21 protein-coding genes are annotated in these 19347 nt (G+C 68.2%); 9 read left to right on the forward strand and 12 right to left on the reverse strand.

Translation table 11 applies throughout. The features are described from left to right. The first annotated feature begins 1 nt into the window (after position 1). From A3OK_RS0113555 to A3OK_RS0113575, 5 genes are all read left to right on the forward strand, one after another. Positions 2–727 carry a response regulator gene (locus A3OK_RS0113555; protein ID WP_019905424.1) on the forward strand — a complete coding sequence of 242 codons (726 nt, stop codon included), beginning with the start codon at positions 2–4 and terminating at the stop codon, positions 725–727. Between the two features lie 152 nt (positions 728–879). Continuing rightward, on the forward strand, positions 880–2205 hold the full coding sequence (locus tag A3OK_RS0113560; protein WP_245259435.1) for an ATP-binding protein: 1326 nt from the start codon (positions 880–882) through the stop codon (positions 2203–2205). A 122-nt stretch (positions 2206–2327) separates the two neighbouring features. Next, positions 2328–2519 carry a hypothetical protein gene (locus A3OK_RS0113565; protein WP_019905426.1) on the forward strand — a complete coding sequence of 64 codons (192 nt, stop codon included), beginning with the start codon at positions 2328–2330 and terminating at the stop codon, positions 2517–2519. A gap of 178 nt (positions 2520–2697) precedes the next feature. Then, positions 2698–3540 carry an extensin family protein gene (locus A3OK_RS0113570; protein ID WP_036302829.1) on the forward strand — a complete coding sequence of 281 codons (843 nt, stop codon included), beginning with the start codon at positions 2698–2700 and terminating at the stop codon, positions 3538–3540. A gap of 113 nt (positions 3541–3653) precedes the next feature. Beyond that, the gene (locus A3OK_RS0113575; RefSeq protein ID WP_019905428.1) at positions 3654–4874 is read left to right on the forward strand and encodes a L,D-transpeptidase; all 1221 of its coding nucleotides are present in this window, start codon (positions 3654–3656) and stop codon (positions 4872–4874) included. Positions 4875–4878: 4 nt separating this feature from the next. Here the strand turns inward: A3OK_RS0113575 and A3OK_RS0113580 are convergent, their stop codons facing one another. The 3 genes from A3OK_RS0113580 to A3OK_RS0113590 are packed head-to-tail and all read right to left on the reverse strand — an operon-like array spanning position 4879 to position 7669. Further along, entirely contained in the window at positions 4879–5604 is a 726-nt protein-coding gene (locus A3OK_RS0113580) for an ABC transporter permease subunit (RefSeq protein ID WP_155912020.1), read from the reverse strand. Continuing rightward, positions 5601–6728, reverse strand: a complete 1128-nt coding sequence (locus tag A3OK_RS0113585; RefSeq protein ID WP_019905430.1) for an ABC transporter permease subunit — start codon at positions 6726–6728, stop codon at positions 5601–5603. The genes A3OK_RS0113580 and A3OK_RS0113585 overlap by 4 nt, the downstream gene beginning before the upstream one ends. A 53-nt stretch (positions 6729–6781) precedes the next feature. Continuing rightward, on the reverse strand, positions 6782–7669 hold the full coding sequence (locus A3OK_RS0113590) for a glycine betaine ABC transporter substrate-binding protein (protein ID WP_019905431.1): 888 nt from the start codon (positions 7667–7669) through the stop codon (positions 6782–6784). Positions 7670–7961: 292 nt separating this feature from the next. Between A3OK_RS0113590 and A3OK_RS0113595 the strand changes: the two genes are divergently transcribed. Next, positions 7962–8351: a response regulator gene (locus A3OK_RS0113595; RefSeq protein ID WP_026597249.1), complete on the forward strand. Its 390-nt coding sequence runs from the start codon at positions 7962–7964 to the stop codon at positions 8349–8351. A 74-nt stretch (positions 8352–8425) separates the two neighbouring features. Here A3OK_RS0113595 and A3OK_RS0113600 read toward each other — a convergent pair whose 3' ends face one another. Both A3OK_RS0113600 and rsmI read right to left on the reverse strand, forming a co-directional pair. Next, entirely contained in the window at positions 8426–8818 is a 393-nt protein-coding gene (locus tag A3OK_RS0113600) for a YraN family protein (protein ID WP_026597250.1), read from the reverse strand. Further along, a complete protein-coding gene (rsmI, locus tag A3OK_RS0113605; protein WP_019905434.1) occupies positions 8805–9767 on the reverse strand; it encodes a 16S rRNA (cytidine(1402)-2'-O)-methyltransferase in 963 nt (320 codons plus the stop codon). Before rsmI ends, A3OK_RS0113600 begins: the two co-directional genes overlap by 14 nt. A gap of 228 nt (positions 9768–9995) precedes the next feature. Between rsmI and A3OK_RS0113610 the strand changes: the two genes are divergently transcribed. After that, entirely contained in the window at positions 9996–11198 is a 1203-nt protein-coding gene (locus tag A3OK_RS0113610; RefSeq protein ID WP_019905435.1) for a penicillin-binding protein activator, read from the forward strand. A 12-nt stretch (positions 11199–11210) separates the two neighbouring features. On the opposite strand, the gene A3OK_RS0113615 is transcribed toward A3OK_RS0113610, so the two are convergent. The 5 genes from A3OK_RS0113615 to A3OK_RS22750 all read right to left on the reverse strand — a co-directional run bounded on the left by A3OK_RS0113615 (position 11211) and on the right by A3OK_RS22750 (position 15205). Further along, the gene (locus tag A3OK_RS0113615; protein ID WP_019905436.1) at positions 11211–12041 is read right to left on the reverse strand and encodes a DMT family transporter; all 831 of its coding nucleotides are present in this window, start codon (positions 12039–12041) and stop codon (positions 11211–11213) included. Between the two features lie 16 nt (positions 12042–12057). Further along, the gene (hemW, locus tag A3OK_RS0113620) at positions 12058–13236 is read right to left on the reverse strand and encodes a radical SAM family heme chaperone HemW (RefSeq protein WP_026597251.1); all 1179 of its coding nucleotides are present in this window, start codon (positions 13234–13236) and stop codon (positions 12058–12060) included. 184 nt (positions 13237–13420) lie between these two features. Next, complete coding sequence (gene rdgB, locus A3OK_RS0113625) at positions 13421–14056, reverse strand: RdgB/HAM1 family non-canonical purine NTP pyrophosphatase (protein ID WP_019905438.1); 636 nt, start codon at positions 14054–14056, stop codon at positions 13421–13423. Then, on the reverse strand, positions 14053–14766 hold the full coding sequence (rph, locus tag A3OK_RS0113630; protein ID WP_019905439.1) for a ribonuclease PH: 714 nt from the start codon (positions 14764–14766) through the stop codon (positions 14053–14055). Before rph ends, rdgB begins: the two co-directional genes overlap by 4 nt. A 121-nt stretch (positions 14767–14887) precedes the next feature. Then, entirely contained in the window at positions 14888–15205 is a 318-nt protein-coding gene (locus A3OK_RS22750; RefSeq protein WP_019905440.1) for a hypothetical protein, read from the reverse strand. Positions 15206–15700: 495 nt separating this feature from the next. On the opposite strand from A3OK_RS22750, the gene A3OK_RS0113640 reads away from it, so the two are divergent. Beyond that, the gene (locus A3OK_RS0113640) at positions 15701–16741 is read left to right on the forward strand and encodes a glutamine synthetase beta-grasp domain-containing protein (protein ID WP_019905441.1); all 1041 of its coding nucleotides are present in this window, start codon (positions 15701–15703) and stop codon (positions 16739–16741) included. Between the two features lie 126 nt (positions 16742–16867). Here A3OK_RS0113640 and A3OK_RS0113645 read toward each other — a convergent pair whose 3' ends face one another. Continuing rightward, positions 16868–17470, reverse strand: coding sequence for a glutathione S-transferase family protein (locus A3OK_RS0113645; RefSeq protein ID WP_026597252.1), 603 nt, complete (start codon positions 17468–17470; stop codon positions 16868–16870). A gap of 76 nt (positions 17471–17546) precedes the next feature. On the opposite strand from A3OK_RS0113645, the gene A3OK_RS0113650 reads away from it, so the two are divergent. Continuing rightward, positions 17547–18272 carry a YafY family protein gene (locus A3OK_RS0113650; protein WP_026597253.1) on the forward strand — a complete coding sequence of 242 codons (726 nt, stop codon included), beginning with the start codon at positions 17547–17549 and terminating at the stop codon, positions 18270–18272. Between the two features lie 10 nt (positions 18273–18282). On the opposite strand, the gene A3OK_RS0113655 is transcribed toward A3OK_RS0113650, so the two are convergent. After that, a complete protein-coding gene (locus tag A3OK_RS0113655; RefSeq protein ID WP_026597254.1) occupies positions 18283–19212 on the reverse strand; it encodes a glutaminase in 930 nt (309 codons plus the stop codon). Between the last annotated feature and the right edge of the window lie 135 nt (positions 19213–19347).

Below are 19347 nucleotides of genomic sequence, written 5' to 3' on the forward strand. Positions count from 1 at the left end.
CATGGTGTCATCAGACCTGAAGGTTCGCGTCGAGCTTCCCGACCACGCGCCCCACATCCTCGTGGTCGACGACGACCGGCGTGTGCGCGAATTGCTATCGCGCTACCTCTACGAACAAGGTTTTCGCGTCACCGCCGCCGGCAATGTCGAGGAAGCGCGGCAGCGGGCACAGAGCTTCGTCTTCGACGCCCTCGTCCTCGACGTGATGATGCCCGGCGAGAACGGTTTCGATTATGCCCGGCAGGTGCGCGAGACCTCGCGGGTGCCGATTCTGATGCTCACCGCGCGATCCAACCCGAACGACCGGGTCATGGGGCTCGAGATCGGGGCCGACGACTACCTGCCCAAGCCGTTCGAGCCGCGCGAGCTGATCCTGCGCCTGAACAACATCATCAAGCGCCGCCCCGAAGGCGCGCCGCCGTCCGACCGCACCATCGCGACGGTGACGTTCGGCCCCTTCTCCTACCGGATCGACCGGGGTGAGTTGCGCCGCGACGACGAGACCATCCGCATCACCGAGCGCGAACGCGAGATCCTCACCATCCTGGCGGAAGCCAAGGGCGGCAATGTCGACCGCGATGTGCTGGCCGGGAATGGCGGCTTGGCGGCCGAGCGCACCATCGACGTGCAGATCAACCGCCTGCGCCGCAAGACCGAGGTCGATCCCGGCAACCCCCTCTTCCTCCAGACGGTTCGCGGCATCGGCTACCGCCTCGCGATCGATTAGAGCATGATGCGGAAAAGTGGCGTCCGGCTTCCCAGACACCGTCACGCGATCACAGAGACGTGGATCACGCCATGGCGCTGGCCGGCTTGACCCTGTCGGAGTTGAAGCGAAGCATCGCCGCCACGTGGCGGGCGCGCCCGAAACCACGCCGGATGTGGAAAGCGGTGGCGCGCGCCATCGGAAACGCTCTGCCGAAGGGCCTCTATGCCCGCTCGCTGATCATCATCATCGCGCCGGTGGTGCTGCTGCAATCGGTCATCGCCTACACCTTCATGGAGCGGCACTGGCAGCTCGTGACCCGCCGCCTCTCGGCGGCCGTGACTTCCGACGTGGCGGCCCTGATCGACATCTACGAGAGCTATCCGCAGGACAAGGACGCCGACACGCTCACCCGCATCGCGGGCACGCGGCTGAACCTCGACCTCGATATCCTCAAGGGGGCCAAGCTTCCGCTGCCGGGGCCACGCCCGTTCTTCTCGATCCTCGACGAGGCGCTCTCGGAGGAACTCGCCAAGCAGATCGGCCGGCCGTTCTGGATCGACACGGTCGGCCGCTCCAGCCTCATCGAGATCCGCGTCGAGATTCCGGACGGGGTGCTGCGGGTGATGGCGCGGCGGAGCATGGCCTATGCCTCGAACTCGCATATCTTCCTGCTCTGGATGAGCGGCTCGTCCCTCGTCCTGCTCGGCGTCGCGATCCTGTTCCTGCGCAACCAGATCAAGCCGATCCTGCGGCTCGCAGCCGTGGCCGAGAGCTTCGGCAAGGGCCGCGAGATCGAATTCCGCCCGCGCGGCGCCCGCGAGGTACGTCAGGCCGGCCACGCCTTCATCGAGATGAAGCGGCGCATCGAGCGGGCGATGGAACAGCGCACCACCATGCTCAACGGCGTGAGCCACGACCTGCGCACCATCATCACGCGGTTCAAGCTCTCCCTCGCCCTGGTCGATCAGACTGCGGAGGTGGAAGACCTCCAGCGCGACGTCGACGAGATGAGCCGGATGCTGGAAGCCTATCTCGCCTTCGCGCGCGGTGATTCCGGCGAGACCGCCGTGCCCACCGACATGCGGGCGATGCTGGAGGATCTGCGCACCGATGTGGAGCGCCTCGGCGCCCATGTGACCGAGGTCGAACTCGATGGCCGGGTCACCGTGACGCTACGACCCGATGCGTTCCGTCGATGCCTCTTCAACCTCGCCGCCAACGCGGCCTGCTACGGCGACACGGTGGCGATCCGCGGTCGCACCGAGGCGCGCTCCTTCCTCGTCTCCATCGATGACGATGGTCCCGGCATCGCCATCGAAAGCCGCGAGGAGGTGTTCAAGCCCTTCGTCCGCCTCGACGATGCGCGCCAGGATGCCGGCGGTTCGGGCCTCGGTCTCGCCATCGCCCGCGACATCGCCCGCGCCCATGGCGGCGATGTCAGCCTCCACGACAGCCCGCTTGGAGGATTGCGCGCCACGGTGCGCATCCCGGCGTAAGTGCCGGGCTCCGGTAAAATTTGTTGCGTGCGGGGTGTCCCCACATGCGCGCGGCGGTGCTATGACCGGTGCCGCTTCAGAGAGAAGGGCCGAATCTCGGTCCCGACAAACGCGAGTACGCCATGAACCCGCTGGGTCCCGTCCTGATCGTCCTGCTCATCCCGATCTCAGCCATCGGCGTCCTGCTCTACACCGATACCGGTATCGAGCCGGCGCTGTTCACCGCGACGGTGAAGACCTTCGTCGCCCTGTTCGTGATCGCCGGAATCCTGTCTTACGGCGCCAGCCGCCTCGCGGCACGCTCGGAAGGCTGAGCCCACGCACGGGGGCCGCTCCATCGCGGGGCCGGCCTTCCGTCGACGCGTCGGCAGTGATGGGATCGAGGACGACATGATGGCCGCCCTCGCTCGATATCCCGCGCCTTGCCGGCATCCCATACGACGGGGGACGCGGCCGTTCGCCGGCTTCAGCCTTGCTGCGGCCGTCCTGGCGATGGCGCTGGCGAGCCATCCGGCTCTGTCCGCCGAGGATCGCCCGGCCACCACCCCTTCGGTGATGCCCGAGCCGCCGATCCGTCCCGTCGAGTTGAAGCCCGAGCCCCCGCCGATGCCCGCGACGGCACCGGCTCTGCCGGATGCTCCGACGCCGCCGGAACGACCCGCGGAACTGACACCCGCCACGCCGACCGCACCCGAGCCCGGCCCGGCTTCCGAAATGCCGGTCCCGCCGCCTCGCCCCACCGATCTCTCCCCATCGCCTCCGACCACGCCTGCGCTCGCGCTGACGGTGACGCCGGCCGACGACACCGCCTGCCGCAAGCGGCTCGAACGCCTGGGGGCGACGTTCGAGCCATTGCCACCGATTTCGAACGGTCAGTGCGGCGCGGAGAAGCCGTTGAAGCTCTCGCGCCTTTCCGGCGGCGTGGTGCTCAACCCGGCCGCCACCCTCGTCTGCGGCACCGCCGAGGCGCTGGCGCGCTGGACGACCGAGGCACAGGAAACCGCCGAGCAGGTCCTGAAGGCGCCGATCAAGAGCCTGTCCATCGGCTCGACCTATGAGTGCCGCGGCCAGAACCACGATCCGGATGCCAAGCTCAGCGAGCACAGTTTCGCCAATGGCGTCGACGTGATGGGCTTCGGCTTCGATGGCCACGGGCCGATCCAGATCGGCGCCGGTCTCGACGGCGCTCCGGAGGCGACGTTCCAGGCGGCCGTCCGCGCGAAGGCATGCCTCTTCTTCCGCACCGTGCTCGGACCGGGGTCCGATGCGGCCCATGGCAACCACCTCCATCTCGACGAGCGCGAGCGGAATGCAGGGCATCGCCTCTGCCAGTAGGAGGCGTGGAACGCCGATGGCCCGGTTCGGCTTGATCAGGCGGACCTGTCGATCCACCGGCGAGAGTTGAACCCACGATGTCCCATTTGCCCCCGCCGAGCGCTTGCGCGCTCATGGCTCTGTTGTGTCTGGCCGTACCGGCCGGGGCGGCGGACGGAAAGCAGGGGGAACCGCCGACCTCGGAACCGAGCAAGGGCATCGCCACCGAGGCGCTGACGATCGAGGCGATCAACGGGGCGACGTTCACGGCCCCAGAGACGTCGGTCGAGAGCGAGAAGGCAGGTTCCAAGACGGCGTCGGAGGGCGAGAAAACCACAGACGCCAGGACAGCCAAGAATACGAAACCGCCCAAGCGCAGGAAGACAGACAAGCCCAAGGCGGCCACGGACAAATCCGACAAACGTCCGCAGCCGCTCCTAGTGAAGGTGCAGGTGCTGCTCGACCGGGCCCATTTCTCGCCGGGCGCCATCGACGGGCTCGATGGCGAGAACATGAGGGGCGCGCTCTCGGCCTTCGCCGTAGCCCAGGGATTGCCGCCCACCAAGGCGTTGAACCGGGAGCTCTTCGACAAGCTGGCCGCATCGAGCAGCGAGCCGGTGGTCACGTCCTACACCGTCACCGATGCCGACGTTGCCGGCCCCTTCGTCGAGAAAATTCCTCCCAAGATGGAGGAGCAGGCCGATCTCGAAGCGATGAGCTACACCAATCCGCGCGAGATGCTGGCCGAACGGTTCCACATGTCGCGCGACCTCGTCTCCGCCCTGAACCCCGACGCCGCCCTCGACAAGTCGGGCACCGTCGTCACCGTGGCGGCGGTCCCGCCGCTGGAAACCGGCAAGCCGACGCCGCCAGTGGAGGCCAAGGCCAAGTCGGGCCGCAAGTCGGGCGCCGGGGATTCCAAGGATACGCAGAAGAAGGACATCGCCCGAATCGAGGTCGACAAGGTGACGCGCCATGTGCGCGGCTTCGGTGAGGATGGCACCCTGCGTGCCTATTACCCCGCCTCCATCGGCAGTGAGGAAAAGCCAGCCCCCTCCGGCGAGGCGAAGGTGAAGGGCGTCGCCTTCTCACCCTGGTACACCTACAATCCGAAATACCGCTTCAAGGGCGTGAGCGCCAAGACGAGATTCTCGATTCATCCCGGCCCGAACAACCCCGTCGGCATCGTCTGGATCGACCTGTCGATCCCCTCCTACGGCATCCACGGCACGCCCGAACCGGAGAAGGTCGGCAAGACCGAATCGCATGGCTGCATCCGCCTGACCAACTGGGATGCCCGCGACCTGGCCAGCCGCGTCGAGCGCGGAGCCAAGGTGACGTTCAAGGACGAATGAAGCGTCAGCGCCGCGCGAGACCCGCCAGCGCCAGCATCGCTGCATCGCAGAGGAAGGCCAGCGCGGCGGTGGCGAGGGCGCCCTGCAGCATCGGCAGGACGTTCTGGTTCTGCAGCCCGGCGACGATCGGCGTGCCGAGCGTCGATGCGCCGGCAAGGGCCCCGACCGCCGTGGTGGCGATCGCCAGGATCAGCGCCGTGCGCAGGGCGTCGACGAGGCCGGGCATCGCCAAGGGCAGCTCCACCCGCAGCAGGATCTGCGCCTGAGTGAAGCCGAGTGCCTGCGCCGCTTCGCGCGCCTCCGGCGACACCGATTCCAAGGCGCCGACCGTGCCGCGCAGGACCGGCATGATGCCGTAGGCGACGAGCGCCAGCAATGTCGGCGGGCCTCCGAATCCGAGGACCGGCAGGGCGAGGGCCACCATCACCACCGGCGGCACCGCCTGCGCGGCAGCGGCGATGGCATCGATGCCGCCACGGAGCGGCGCGGCGAAGGTGCGCGTGACGAGGATGCCGAGACCGAGGCCGAGAACCGCCACCAGGGCGAGGCCGGCCCCGGCGAGGGCGAGGTGGTGCATGGCAAGGGCCAGCAACCGGTCGAGGTTCAGGCCGCGTCGCGGTTCCTCGCCGAGGCCGGCGACGATCCAGGCGGCGACGGTCGGATGGCTCGTCACGGCGAGTCCCGCTCCGACGAGGCCGACGGCGATGGCTTGGCGATAGCCCGCGCTCATGCGCGCCACCGGACCCGGCAGCGTGCCTCGACGGCACTCAAGAGCCATTCGGCCGCGAGCGACAGGACGACGATGGGAATGGCGCCGAGCAGGATCAGGTCGGGCGCGAACTGCGCCATACCGTCGAAGACGATCCGCCCGAGGCCGCCCGCGCCGATGAGGGCGCCGAGGGTCGCGAGGCCGAGGCTCTGGACGACGGCGACCCTCAACGCCCCGACGAGCACAGGCGCGCCGAGCGGTAGCCTGACCTGCCCGAGGATCTGCAGCTTCGTCAGGCCGAGGGCTTCGGCAGCGTCGATGGATGCGGGATCGGCCGAGCGCAGGGCCGTGCCGATCCCGCGCCACAGGGGAAGCAGCAGGTAGGCGGCGATGCCGACAAGGGCGGGCCATGGCCCGAGCGCGGAGAGTCCGAGATCGCGCAGCGTCGGCATGGCCCGAAGCAACCCGGAGACGAGGGCGACAAGGCCGCCGAACAAGGCGACGGCGGGAATGACCTGCACACCGCTGACGAAGAGGCCGACGATGCCCTGGCCTGATCGCCAGAGCGACAGGGTGATGGCCGAGAGGATGGCGAGGACGACCGCGCCGCCGGAAAGGAGCAGGTGTTCGGCGATGGCATCCTGCAAAGCCGCCTGCCGCCCGGCATATTCCACCGCCAGCGACAGGTGATCCAGAGCGCCGCGTTGTCCTGCAACGATCAGAAAGCCCAGGCCGCCGATCACCAGGAGCGGACCGAGGCCACGACGCTGCGCATGTCCGATGCCGGTTCCCGCCAGGGCCAGAAGACAGACCGAGGCGATCCAGAACCCCGAACCGAGACTGGCCCTCGCCGCCGGCGGCTGGGTCGCGAGGAGATGTGCCGCCTGCGCATTGAGGCCGAGCAGGAGCACGGCCCAGGCCGCCAGGACGAGGCCCGACGCGAGCACGCCGCCGATGCGCCGCGGCGGCAACACGAGAGCTCCGAGCCCCGCGAGAGAGAGGGCCGAGACGAGACCGATCGACGGGTTCGCGAAAGCCCAGGCGTAGACCGGATCGCCGGGCAGGAGGCGGTTGGCAGCGAGGTTCAGGAGCGGCAGGCCGTGAAGCCCGGCGAGGAGCGGGCCAGCCGCCAGGATCCCGGCCATCGCAGCGGGGGAGACGAGGGTTCGAAGCGTGGACGTCGCCGTTGCCTCCGTCCTCACCCGATCAGCCCGCGCTCGGTGAGGTAGCGCCGCGCGACCCGATCCGCGACCTCACCCTCGACCGTAATCCGGGCGTTGAGCGCGCGCAGAGTCGGAGCGTCGAGGCCGACGAAGATCCGCTCCAGAGCCGGTCGGATCGCGGGATACCGCTCGAGCGCGGAGACGCGGATGACCGGCGTCACCTCGTAGACGATCTGGGCGCCGAGCGGATCGCTCATCACCACGAGGTCGAGGGCGGAGAGTGCCCCGTCGGTGCCGTAGACCATGCCCGCATTGACCCCGCTGATCCCCTGCGCCGCGGCCCGGGCCGTCACCGCCGTATCCCCGCCGGGAAGGCTGATGATGCGGTCGAGCGGCAGGCTGAACCGATAAGCCGCCTCGAAGGACGGAAGTGCCGCCGGGCTGTCCACGAACTCGGTCGAGGCCGCGAGGGTGACGAGGCCGTTATTCGCGACCCCGGCGAAATCAGCCATCGTGGCCAGACGCCGCTTTCGCGCGAAAGCGCCGTTGACGGCGATGAGCCAGGTATTGTTGGCGGGCGCCCGGGCGAGCCAAACCAGCCCCCGTTCGGCGTCCTTGAGCCGAATGGTGTCGTAGGCCGCTTGCGGTATCTTCCAGGCCGGATCGGTCTCGGTCCCGGTGAAGAAGGCGCCGTTGCCGGTATATTCCGGGTAAATGTCCACCTCACCCGAGAGCAATGCGCTGCGGACGATCAGGGTGGGGCCGAGCCCGAGCTTTCGCGTGACCGGCACGCCGAGATGCTCCAGCGCCAGTGCGATCATCGCACCCGTCAGCGCGCCCTCGGTATCGCTCTTCGACGCGACGACGAGGGGACGGTCCGCCCATGCGGAAACACCCGGCGCAAGCGCGGATGCCGCCAGCATCGCCAGGACGCGGCGCCGGCTCGAAGCCCCGGAACCGTGCCGGTCTCCCGCCTCCGATGTCGCAGGCAGCGGCCCCGAGCGCGAAAATGTATCGTGCGATAACATTAACCCGATCCTGAACCTCCGTGACTGATTTCTTCGCCTTGACACGCCAAGCGGAACGGGCGACGGCTCGACCGTTGCCGCGAACGCTCTCCGTCATTCATGCCGATCCGATGGGTGGCAAGCCTGTAAGGGTACAAATGACGGCACCGTTCCGGGCAGGAATGAATCGAAGGGAAGAATCCCCAGCGTGAGTGCTGAACAGAACGACACTCTCCTCGACGGTGCCAGAGTTCTGGTGGTCGAAGACGAAGCGGCCATTTCGATGTTGCTCGAGGACATGCTGCTCGATTTCGGGTGCACCGTCGTCGGGCCCGCGGCGCGTCTTGCGACAGCCCTGGAGATGGCCCGGACCGAGACCTTCGAGGTCGCGATCCTCGACGTCAACGTCGCCGGCGAGCCGATCTATCCGGTTGCCGAGGCGATCACCGAGCGTGATTTGCCCATCGTCTTCTCGACGGGCTACGGCGGCGCGGGGATTCGTGAGCCGTTCCGCGATCGCCCCGTGGTCCAGAAACCGTTCAGCCAGGCCGATCTGAAGCGCACGCTGATCGCAGCCCTTGCGGCGGTGAAGAAGTAGGCTTCTCGTTCGGATCAGGAGATGTCGGCCATTCCCGTCGGAATGGAGATCGAGACGCCGCGAAGCGTTTCCGCTCACATTCCCTCGATTGCGAAAGCATCGGGCAGGTGGCGAGGCCAGGTACGGGGCGCCACGAACACCGCGTCCGCCCTGAACGTCATGGTCCCATGACGCGGGTTGCGCGCGATCCAGGCGCGGACCGCCCGAGAAAACCGGGCGCGCTTCTTGGCATCGATGGCGACCAGGGCGGCATCGAGCGTCGCCCTCGCCTTCACCTCCACGAAGGCGATGGTGTCCCCCCGTCGTAGGATCAGATCGATCTCGCCGCCCCCCGCGCTGAAGCGTCGGGCCAGGGGGCGATACCCCTTCACCATCATCGCGATCAGCGCGAGGGTTTCGCCCGAATGGCCGCGCAGGTAGGTGGCGCGACGCCGTCCCTTCGCATCGACGAGCTTAGACGTCCGCATCGTTGCGCCGGGCGAGGACGAGGGCGCGGGCATAGACCACGCGGCGCGGCTGGCCGGTGGCATCGGACACGAGAGCGGCGGCATCCTTGATCGAGTGACGGGTGAGCGCCGCCTCGATCGCCGCGTCGAGGCCGGCCTCGACCTCCTCCTCCGGAGGCTCCTCGGGGTTTGTGCCGATCACCACCACCACCTCGCCCTTGGGCGCTCCCTCCTCGGCGAACGTCTCGGCGAGGGTGGCGAGGGTGCCGCGCCGGATCGTCTCGTAGAGCTTGGTGAGTTCGCGCGCGACCGCCGCCGGCCGGTTTCCTCCGAGGATTGCCGCGGCATCGACCAGCATCTCGGGCAGGCGATGCGGCGACTCGAACAGGACGAGCGTGCCCGGAATCTGCCCCAGCGCCGCGAGCCGGTTGCGCCGGGCACCGGATTTCTGGGGCAGGAACCCCTCGAAAAAGAACCGGTCGGTGGGCAGGCCCGCCGCGACGATGGCGGTCATGACCGCCGACGGGCCGGGAATCGGGGTCACCGCGATGCCTGCCTCGATCGCCGCCTGGACGAGCTTGAAGCCGGGATCGGAGACGAGTGGCGTGCCGGCATCCGAGACCAGGGCCAGGGCCTCGCCGTTCTGCATCCGCGCGATCATCCGCTCGCGTACCGCCGCGTTCGAATGCTCGTGATAGGCGACCAGCGGGGTCGTGATGCCGTAATGCATCAGCAGGGTACGGGTGACGCGGGTATCCTCGGCGAGCACGGTGTCGGCCGCCGCGAGGGTCGCCAGCGCGCGGAACGACACGTCCTTGAGGTTGCCGATCGGGGTCGCGACCACGTGGAGGCCGGGATCGAGCGGTTGCGCCTCCGCCGCCAGCCCGAAGGCCGTGAAGGTGGAAACCGGCTTGGCCGGGTCGTGTCCCGCTTTCGAGCGCCGCGTCCGGTTGTCGATTCTTTGAGTCATGGTCCCGACCTTGTCCTGACCTCGACCTTGCCACGGAGACACAGGGCGGAGGAATGCCCGCGCCGGGGGTGTCGGCACATTTACTTTTCCTATCCAGGCTTTAACCGTGCAGGCTCCACGATTGGGCCGCATGCTGGCGACGAGGAGTGCCTTGCCATGGGGAAGAGCCCTGAATTGGGGAAACGCCCTGTACTGGAGGGGAGCCTTGCAACGGGCCCCGGTCCAGCCATGTCACGCTGGGTGAAAGCGGCATCGGTTCTCCTGATCGCCGGAGGGCTCGGCGCCTGCATCGGCGGCCCGGATGGCGGCCCGCGCGCCACGAGAGGCGCCCCGATCGCGGAGGCGACCGCCGCCGATCCGCAGGCGACTTCGCCCGGCGCCACCAAGATCGGCGCCGGTTCGGTCAAGATCGCCCTCATCCTGCCGCTGACCGGCCCCGGCTCCACCGTCGGCGCGGCGATGCGCAATGCGGCCGAACTCGCGATCGAGGACTTTCAGAAACCCGATCTGCAGATCCTGGTGAATGACGATCACGGCTCGCCCGATGGTGCCCGCGAGGCAGCGCAGGCCGCCGTCGGCGAGGGCGCGGAGCTGGTGCTCGGCCCGCTCTTCGCGGCCAATGTCCAGGCCGCGGCGGGTGTGGCGCGGGGTGCCGGCAAGCCGATCATCGCCTTCTCCACCGATGCGAGCGTCGCGTCGCGCAGCGTCTACCTCCTCAGCTTCCTGCCGCAGACGGAGGTGGACCGCGTCGTCGACGAGTCGGTGGCGGCGGGCCGCCGCTCCTTCGCTGCGCTGATCCCGGAGAGCAGCTACGGCAATGCCGTGGAGGCGCAATTCCGCGAGGCCGTGGCCCGGAAGGGAGCCCGACTGGTCGCGGTCGAGCGCTACCCACCGGGCGCACCCGCTCCGGCCATCTCCCGCCTCGCCGGACTGATCAACGGTCCGGGCGCCCAGGCCGATGCCCTGTTCCTACCCGAGAGCCCGGAGGGACTGGCCACCGTCGCGCCGGCACTGACCAAGGCGGGATTCTCGCCCGGCCGGGTCAAGCCCATCGGCACGGCGGTCTGGAACGATCCGCGCGTCTACGCCCTCCCCGCCCTGCAGGGCGGCTGGTTCGCCGCCGCGGATGCGGCCGGGTTCAACGGATTCTCGCAGCGATATCAGGCGCGCTTCGGCTCGGTGCCACCGCGCGTGGCGACCTTGGCCTACGACGCCGTATCGCTGATGGCGGCGCTGACCCGGCAATACGGATCGCAGCGCTTCGCCGACCCGACCTTGACCGCGCAGGCAGGTTTTTCCGGGATCGACGGCACCTTCCGGTTTCGGCCCGAGGGCCTGAGCGACAGGGCGCTCGCCGTCTACGAGATCCGCAGCGGCGCGCCGACCATCGTCAGCCCGGCCCCGCGCACCCTCGGTCCCTCCGGTACCTGATCCGCCTGCGTTTCAGGTGTGACCGAGGAGGGCCGCGCCGAGGGCGATGACGAGGCACGCGGCGATCCGCCCGGCCGTGAGCCGTTCGGCGAGGAAGGTCCGTCCGAGAAGGGCTGCGAACACCACGCTGGTCTCGCGCAGGGCCGACACCGCGCCCATCGCCCCGAGACGCATGGCCCAGATCACGACGGCATAGGCGACGAGGGAGATCACCCCGCCGGCGAGCGCCTTGGCGATCTCGAACGGCCGGGCATCGAGCACGCGTGCCCCGCGCATGGCGACGAGCCAGATCGGGAAGGAAAGATGGAAGCAGAACATCGCAGCCGTGTAGGCGAGCCAATCGCCCGACACCCGCACGCCGATCCCATCGACCAGGGTGTAGGCGGCGATCGTCGCGCCCGTGCCGAGGGCGGCGATGAGCTGGGCACGCCCGACCCCGCCTTTCGCCAGGGCCAAAGCGAGGATGCCACCGCAGACCAGGGCGATGCCGGCTGCCCCCCAGGCGTCGGGATATTCGCGCGCGAACACGGCGGCACCGAGGGCGACCATGGCCGGCGATGACCCTCGGGCGATCGGATAGGTCTGGCCGAGATCGCCGCTGCGATAGGTCACCAGCAGCAGGGCGTTGTAGGCGATGTGGATCAGGCCCGAGGCGACCGCGTAGGGCCAGCTCGCCAGGTTCGGCAGGCCGAAGGCGACCATGCCCGCCAAGCCGAGCCCACCCACGGCGAGGTTCATCACACTCATCGACCAGAGCCGGTCGGTGCCGCCGCGCAGCAGCGTGTTCCAGGCGGCATGAAGGAACGCCGCGACCAAGACGAGGGCGACGACCGGCGCGGTCACGGCAGAGGACCCTGCATCAGGCCGCGAGTTCCGCCACGACGGCGTTCAGCACAGGCGCGCCACGCGCGGTGGCGGCGATGCGCCCCCCATCCAGCCGCGCGACGAGCCCATCGCCGATCAGGGCCTCGATACGGGCCGGATCGAGGGGCCGGCCCTTGAGGATCGCGTAGCGGGCCGGGTCGACGCCCTCCCGGAGGCGCAGGCCCATCATCAGGAATTCGTCGCCCTGGTCGGCCGCCGAGAGGGTTTCGGTCTCGACGATGCCGTGGCCGTCGCGCTCGACCCGCGCGAGCCACGCCTCCGGCATCCGCTCCGTGACAGTGCCGATCCGCCCCTCGCCGGTCACCAGCCGTCCATGCGCACCGGGACCGATTCCGGCATATTCGCCGTAGCGCCAGTACAGCAGGTTGTGGCGCGATTGCGCGCCGGGGCGTGCGTGGTTGGAGATCTCGTAGGAGGAGAGGCCGGCCGCGTCGCAGACGTCCTGCGTCACGTCGTAGAGCGCCCGCGCCATGTCGTTATCCGGCGGGACGAGCTTGCCGGCGGCATGGAGGCCGAAGAACGGTGTCCCCGGCTCGATGGTCAGCTGGTAGAGCGACAAATGCTCGGCCGCCCGCGCGATGGCCTCCGTCAGCTCGGCCCGCCATGCCGACGCGGTCTGGTTCGGCCGGGCGTAGATGAGGTCGAAGGAATAGCGCTCGAAATGCGCGGCCGCCGTCTCCACCGCCGCCATCGCCTCGGCCGCCGTATGAAGCCGACCGAGGGCTTTTAGGGAGGCGTCGTCCATCGCCTGGACACCGAGCGAGACGCGGTTGACCCCCGCCGCCCGATAGCCACGGAAACGGCCGGCCTCGACGCTCGTCGGGTTAGCCTCCAGCGTTACCTCGACATCGGGGACAGTGCCCCAGGCCTCGCCGATGGCATCGAGCAGCCCCGCCACGGTGGCCGGCTGCATCAGCGACGGAGTGCCCCCGCCGAGGAAGATGCTGGAGACGGTCCGCCCCGGAATCCGCGCGGCCACATGGGCGATCTCGGCCCGGAATGCCGCCAGGAAGCGGCCCTCGTCCACGGGCGCGTGACGGACATGGCTGTTGAAGTCGCAATAGGGGCACTTCGAGGCGCAGAAGGGCCAATGGACATAGACACCGAACCCGGCATCGCGGGTTGGGTGATCCGGGCCTGAACGGTCGGTCATCGGGCGGATGTGCGCGCGGTTGGGGATTTTGGCAATGGCCGATCCACTCAACCGGTCATCCGCGAGCGCCGGAGACGCCCTCGTGGTCCAGGCACTCGGGCCAGGTCGCAACATCGAGAACCGTCGGCCCTGGTTCCGGGGGCCCCTTACGAGGCGCCCGGATCACGGGGAGCCGAGGAAGCCTTCAGCCGGGCCGGCGCAGGCAGTTCCGCGCCAACACCACGAAGGCGCGGGCCCGGTGCGACAGGGCGTTCCCGCTCTGCCAATCCACGCCGTGTTTCTCCTCCGACGAGATCTCGCCGAAGGTGCGGTCGTAGCCGTCGGGCAGGAACATCGGGTCGTAGCCGAAGCCCTGGGAGCCGCGCGGCTCCACGAGCTCCCCGAAGACGCGGCCCTCGAAGGTTTCGGTGTGCCCATCGGGCCAGGCGATGACGAGGGCGGATACGAAGTGAGCCCGGCGGGTCGTCGCCTCGCGCTTGTCGAGCTCGGCCATGATGCGGGACATCGCGCCGGAGAAGTCCTTGTTCGGACCGGCCCAGCGCGCGGAGAACAATCCGGGAGCGCCGTCGAGGGCGTTGACGCAGAGGCCGGAATCGTCGGCGAAAGCCGGCAGGCCCGAGGCCTGTGCCGCGGCGATGGCCTTGATCGCCGCGTTCTCGGAGAACATCGTCCCGGTCTCGTCGGGCTCGGGGAGGTCGAGCTCGCCGGCCGAGACCGCCTCGACGCCGAACGGCGCCAGGAGCTCGCGCATCTCGACGAGTTTGCCGGCATTGTGGGTGGCGATGACGACCCGCCCGGTGAGGATGCGGGGCTCGCTCACGCGATGGCCTGCTTTTGCAGGGTAACGAGCTGCTCGACGCCGCCGCGCGCGAGGCGCAGCAGCTCGATCAGTTCGGCCTCCGAGAAGGGCTTGCCCTCGGCGGTGCCCTGGACTTCGACGAGGCCACCCGAGCCGGTCATGACGAAATTCGCGTCGGTTTCCGCAGCGGAATCCTCCGCATATTCGAGATCGAGCACCGGGGTGCCCTTGTAGATGCCGCAGGAAATGGCGGCAACGTGCTCGCGCAGGGGATCGACGGAGATGATGGAGCGGCCCCGCATCCAGGCGAAGCAATCGTGCAAGGCGACCCAGGCTCCGGTGATCGCGGCGGTGCGGGTGCCGCCATCCGCCTGGATCACGTCGCAATCGACGGTGATCTGGCGCTCGCCGATGGCGGGAAGATTGGTGACCGCGCGGAGCGAGCGGCCGATGAGGCGCTGGATTTCCTGCGTGCGCCCGGAAGGCTTGCCGGAATTCACCTCGCGGCGGGTCCGCTCATGCGTGGCGCGCGGCAGCATCGAATACTCGGCTGTGACCCAACCCTTCCCCGAGCCGCGGAGCCAGGGCGGGCCGCGCTCTTCGAGGGAGGCGGTGCAGAGCACCTTGGTCTGGCCGAAGGTGACGAGGCAGGAGCCCTCTGCATAGCGGGCGACGGCGCGCTCCAGGGTGACGTTGCGCAGTTCGTCGTTCGCGCGCTTCGAGGGCCGCATGGGCGCTCTCCTCAGATCGAGTTCCGGATTGGTTGTCCGGGCTCTTAGGCTCCGGCTCGTCCACCGGCAAGCGCAGCCATGAGAGAGGGGCGCGCCATGCGGCGCGCCCCTGCATCACGTCTCAGTAGCGGTAGGTGCGGCCATGATAGACGCCACGGCGGTGGTGATGGTGGTGACCGAAGCGACGGCCATGGTGATGGCCGAAGTGGCGACCGCGATGGTGGCCGAAGTGACGGCGGTGATGACGGCCGTGATGGCGCCAATGGCCACCGCCGTACTGGACCTGCGTGGCAGCGGTGTTGACCGAGCCGGCGACCTCACTCGTGACCGCCATCGGCGCGGCATCCGCGCTGCGCGGGGCGCCGAGGATCATCGCGCCCACCAGGGCGAGCATGATGGCGAAGGTCTTCGCCATGGCGGAGAGGGTTGGGTTCTTCATCAGGACGGACTCCGTTCCGTGAGTTGTTGGTGTGACCGACCGCAGGGGAGCGGAGGCCATGCAACGCATGTCTGCCGAGAAAAGCCGCACGTGCTGCCCCGAATTTTTATTATTTGTTTTGGGATTAAGCACATGGGCAGGTGCGCCGCCTGCACGATGCCCAAAGGGCGATGAATCTGCTCGGTCTTTAGCCAAGGTCAACGCGCGCTTGGAACGTTGCCGGGAGATTGTGCAGCCGCGCCCGGTGCCATTCATTCCTCCCTGCACCCAGCCGGCGATGTCTGCCTCCTAGGCGATCAACCTGTCGCCGGGATCGCGCAAGACGTCCGACCACCGGCATGCGGATCGTCCTATCGTCGGAGTTGCCGGATCGGAGGCGGGACCGATGACTTCGGTGGCACACGATATGCTAACGGCGATTCCGGCTACGAACGGCCGCGAACGATGTGAGGGGGATCCCGGCCGTCGTATCGCTTGAGGGACGAGAGGCTCGAAATGACGAAATATAAGCTCGAGTATCTATGGCTCGACGGATACACGCCGGTGCCGAACCTGCGTGGCAAGACCCAGATCAAGGAATTCGACGGCTTCCCGACCCTCGAGCAGCTTCCGCTGTGGGGTTTCGACGGCAGCTCGACGCTGCAGGCGGAGGGCGGAAGCTCCGACTGCATGCTGAAGCCCGTGCGCCATTTCCCCGACAGCACCCGCAAGAACGGCGTGCTGGTCCTGTGCGAAGTGATGATGCCGGATGGCGTCACCCCGCACGCGTCCAACAAGCGCGCCACCATCCTCGATGACGACGGCGCCTGGTTCGGCTTCGAGCAGGAATACTTCTTCTACAAGGACGGTCGCCCGCTCGGCTTCCCCGCCACCGGCTACCCCGCCCCTCAGGGTCCGTATTATTGCGGCGTCGGCTACAAGGAAGTCGGCAGCATCGCCCGCAAGATCGTCGAAGAGCATCTCGACCTCTGTCTCGACGCCGGCATCAACCACGAAGGCATCAATGCCGAAGTGGCCAAGGGCCAGTGGGAATTCCAGATCTTCGGCAAGGGCTCCAAGCGGGCCGCCGACGAGATGTGGGTCGCCCGCTACCTGCTGCAGCGCCTGTGCGAGACCTACGAGATCGACGTCGAATACCATTGCAAGCCGCTCGGCGCGACCGATTGGAACGGCTCGGGCATGCACGCCAACTTCTCGACGGATCACCTCCGGACGGTGGGCGGCAAGGCCTATTTCGAGGCGCTCATGGCCGCCTTCAAGGACAACCTCGAAGACCACATCGCCGTCTACGGCCCGGACAACCACATGCGTCTGACCGGCAAGCACGAGACCGCAGCGATCAACGAGTTCAGCTACGGTGTCGCCGATCGCGGCGCCTCGATCCGCGTGCCCCACAGCTTCGTCAACAACGAGTACAAGGGCTATCTGGAAGACCGCCGTCCCAACAGCCAAGGGGACCCCTACCAGATCGCTTCGCAGATCCTGAAGACCGTCGCGTCGGTCCCGACCTCCGATGAGGCGAAGGCTGCGGCCTAAGTTTTAGGCTCAACGGCGGGCAATCTGCCCATATTTTCATCGAAGCCTGCCGCAAAACCTGCGGCAGGCTTTCTTTTTGCCTCGCTTCCGAGCACCCAAGGCTTCGCCGGGCCCTACGGTCTCAGATCATGAGAGCGCGTGTCCAGCGTCGAACTCCGCGGCGAAGGCCGGGCCGGGACGGGCCATGCAGCGCTCGATCCATGCATCGAGGATCGGCTCGCCGGGCTTGCCGAACCAGGCATAGGGCGAGTGAAGCAGCATGTCCGCCGCGGTGAAGCGATCGCCGAACAGGAAAGGCCCCTCGGCGAGCGCCGCAGCGAGTCGTCGCCTGACCTCCGCACCGCTTCGAAACGTCGACGCGATGGCGGGATGCGAAACCCCGATCGCTTCCAGCAGCATGACCGGCTCGACCACCCCGGAATACCACGCGAACCAGCTCAGATAGGCGCCGCGCTGCGGATGCCCCGGCGGGATGCCGAGCCCCGCTTTCGGGAAGAGGTCGGCCAGATACAGCATGATCGCGCTGCTCTCCCAGATCGCGACGCCGTCATGGACGAGGTACGGGACCTTGCCTTCGGGATGCAGGTTGCCGGCATCGCGGTGACCGGAGCCGTCCTGGCGCGGGATGGTGACGATCTCGATCGTCACCTCGTCGAGAGCATCGAGTTCGCGAAGCAGCGCGACGATCCGGGTCGAGCGGCTTTTCGGCGAATGATAGAGGGTCAGCATCGGCGGCATTCCTGTTGGCGGGGTCGACGTCGCCGCTTATAGCGTAGGGCAACTGCCACTTTGCGTCAGTTGAACGATGCCCCGGACGGACCGTCTTTTCCGATTGCTGCAGGCCCTGCGCATGCTTCCGGCGCCGGTGACGGCGGCTCGGCTGGCGGAGGAAACCGGCGTGTCCCTCCGTTCGCTCTACCGCGACATCGACGGTCTGCGGGCGGCCGGAGCCCATATCGAGGGCGAGCGCGGCTACGGCTATCGCCTGATCGAGGACGGCGCGTTGCCGCCGCAGATGTTCGACCGGATCGAGATCGAAGCCCTGGTGCTCGGTCTGTCCGAGGTCGCGCATATGGGCGATCCGGCACTAGCGAAGGCGGCTGCCGCAGTGCTGGCCAAGGTGGCGGCGACCCTGCCGGATGCGAGCCAGCAGCACCTTCTCCATGCGGTCTCTCAGGTCCGCCGGTTCGAGGATCGCTATGTGCCATCCTTCGGCATGGCGACCCTCCGCGAAGGCTGCTGGCGCGAGGAAGCGTTGACGATCCGCTACACCGACAAGGACGAATGCAGCACGGATCGGACGATCTGGCCGCTCGCGATCGTCTATCTCGACCGCAAGCTGGTCGTCCTCGCCTGGTGCTGCCTGCGCGAGGCGCACCGGATGTTCCGCGCCGACCGTATCGTCGCCGCCGAACTGGCCGGCACGAGCTTCCGGCCGAGGCGGGTCGCGCTGCTCCGCGATTATCTCGGCCAGTTGAGGCGCGGGGCCTCGACCGCGCCGGAGCCGGGCCGACCTCAGGGCGGGACCTGATGGGCGCCGATCATGCGCCGAAGATCGACCAGCCGAGGCGCTTCGTCAGCATTTCGAGGGCGATCCGGCCAAGATGCGAATTGCCCGACGCATCGAGCCCAGGCGACCAGACCGCGATCGACGCCGTCTCCGGCGCTACGGCGATGATGCCGCCGCCGACGCCGCTCTTGCCGGGCAGGCCGACGCGATAGGCGAACTCGCCCGAACCGTCGTAATGCCCGCAGGTGAGCATCACCGCGTTGATGCGCTTGGCGCGCTCGGGCGAGACGACGGAATGCCCGGTCAGCGGGTTGCGGCCGGAATGCGCGAGGAAACGGCTCGCCGTGGCGAGTTGCCGGCACGACATGCTGATGGCGCAGTGGTGGAAATAGACGCCGAGGGTGAAATCGACCGGATTGTCGATGACGCCGAAGGATTTCATGTAGTTGGCCAGCGCGATGTTGCGAAAGCCCGTGCGCAGCTCGGAGGCCGCGACCGCCTCGTCGATGGTGATGGTCGGGTCCTGGGCGAGGAACTGCATGAAGCGCAGGATTTCGCCGAGCGCCTCGCGCGGCTGGTGCCCCGACAGGATCACGTCGGTGACCGCGATGGCGCCGGCATTGATGAAGGGATTGCGCGGGATGCCGCGCTCGCGCTCAAGCTGGACGATGGAGTTGAAGGGACTGCCCGAGGGCTCGCGCCCGACTCTCCGCCACAGCCTGTCGCCGGCCATGCCGAGTGCGAGGGTCAGTGTGAAGACCTTCGAGATGCTCTGGATCGAGAACGGCGTATCGCTGTCGCCCCCCGCCGCCACATGCCCATCGGCATCGATCACCACGATCCCGAAGCCCTTCGGATCGACCCTGGCGAGTTCGGGGATGTAGGTGGCGACATCCCCCCGGTCCTGCCGGTCGGCCATCTCCTCGGCGATCTCTCTGACGACACTATCGAGGTCGGGCACGGCGTCGCTCATCTCCGAGGGGAACGTTCACGATGCGGGCCTTCGCCAGACCCGCGGAACCTCGTCGCGGCACATGCCGAAGGGCGGCAGCGTTTGGCAACGGGCGGCAGCGCAACGCAAAGGGCATTCCGCTTG

It is taken from the genome of Methylobacterium sp. 77, assembly GCF_000372825.1.
GTDB lineage: Bacteria > Pseudomonadota > Alphaproteobacteria > Rhizobiales > Beijerinckiaceae > Methylobacterium.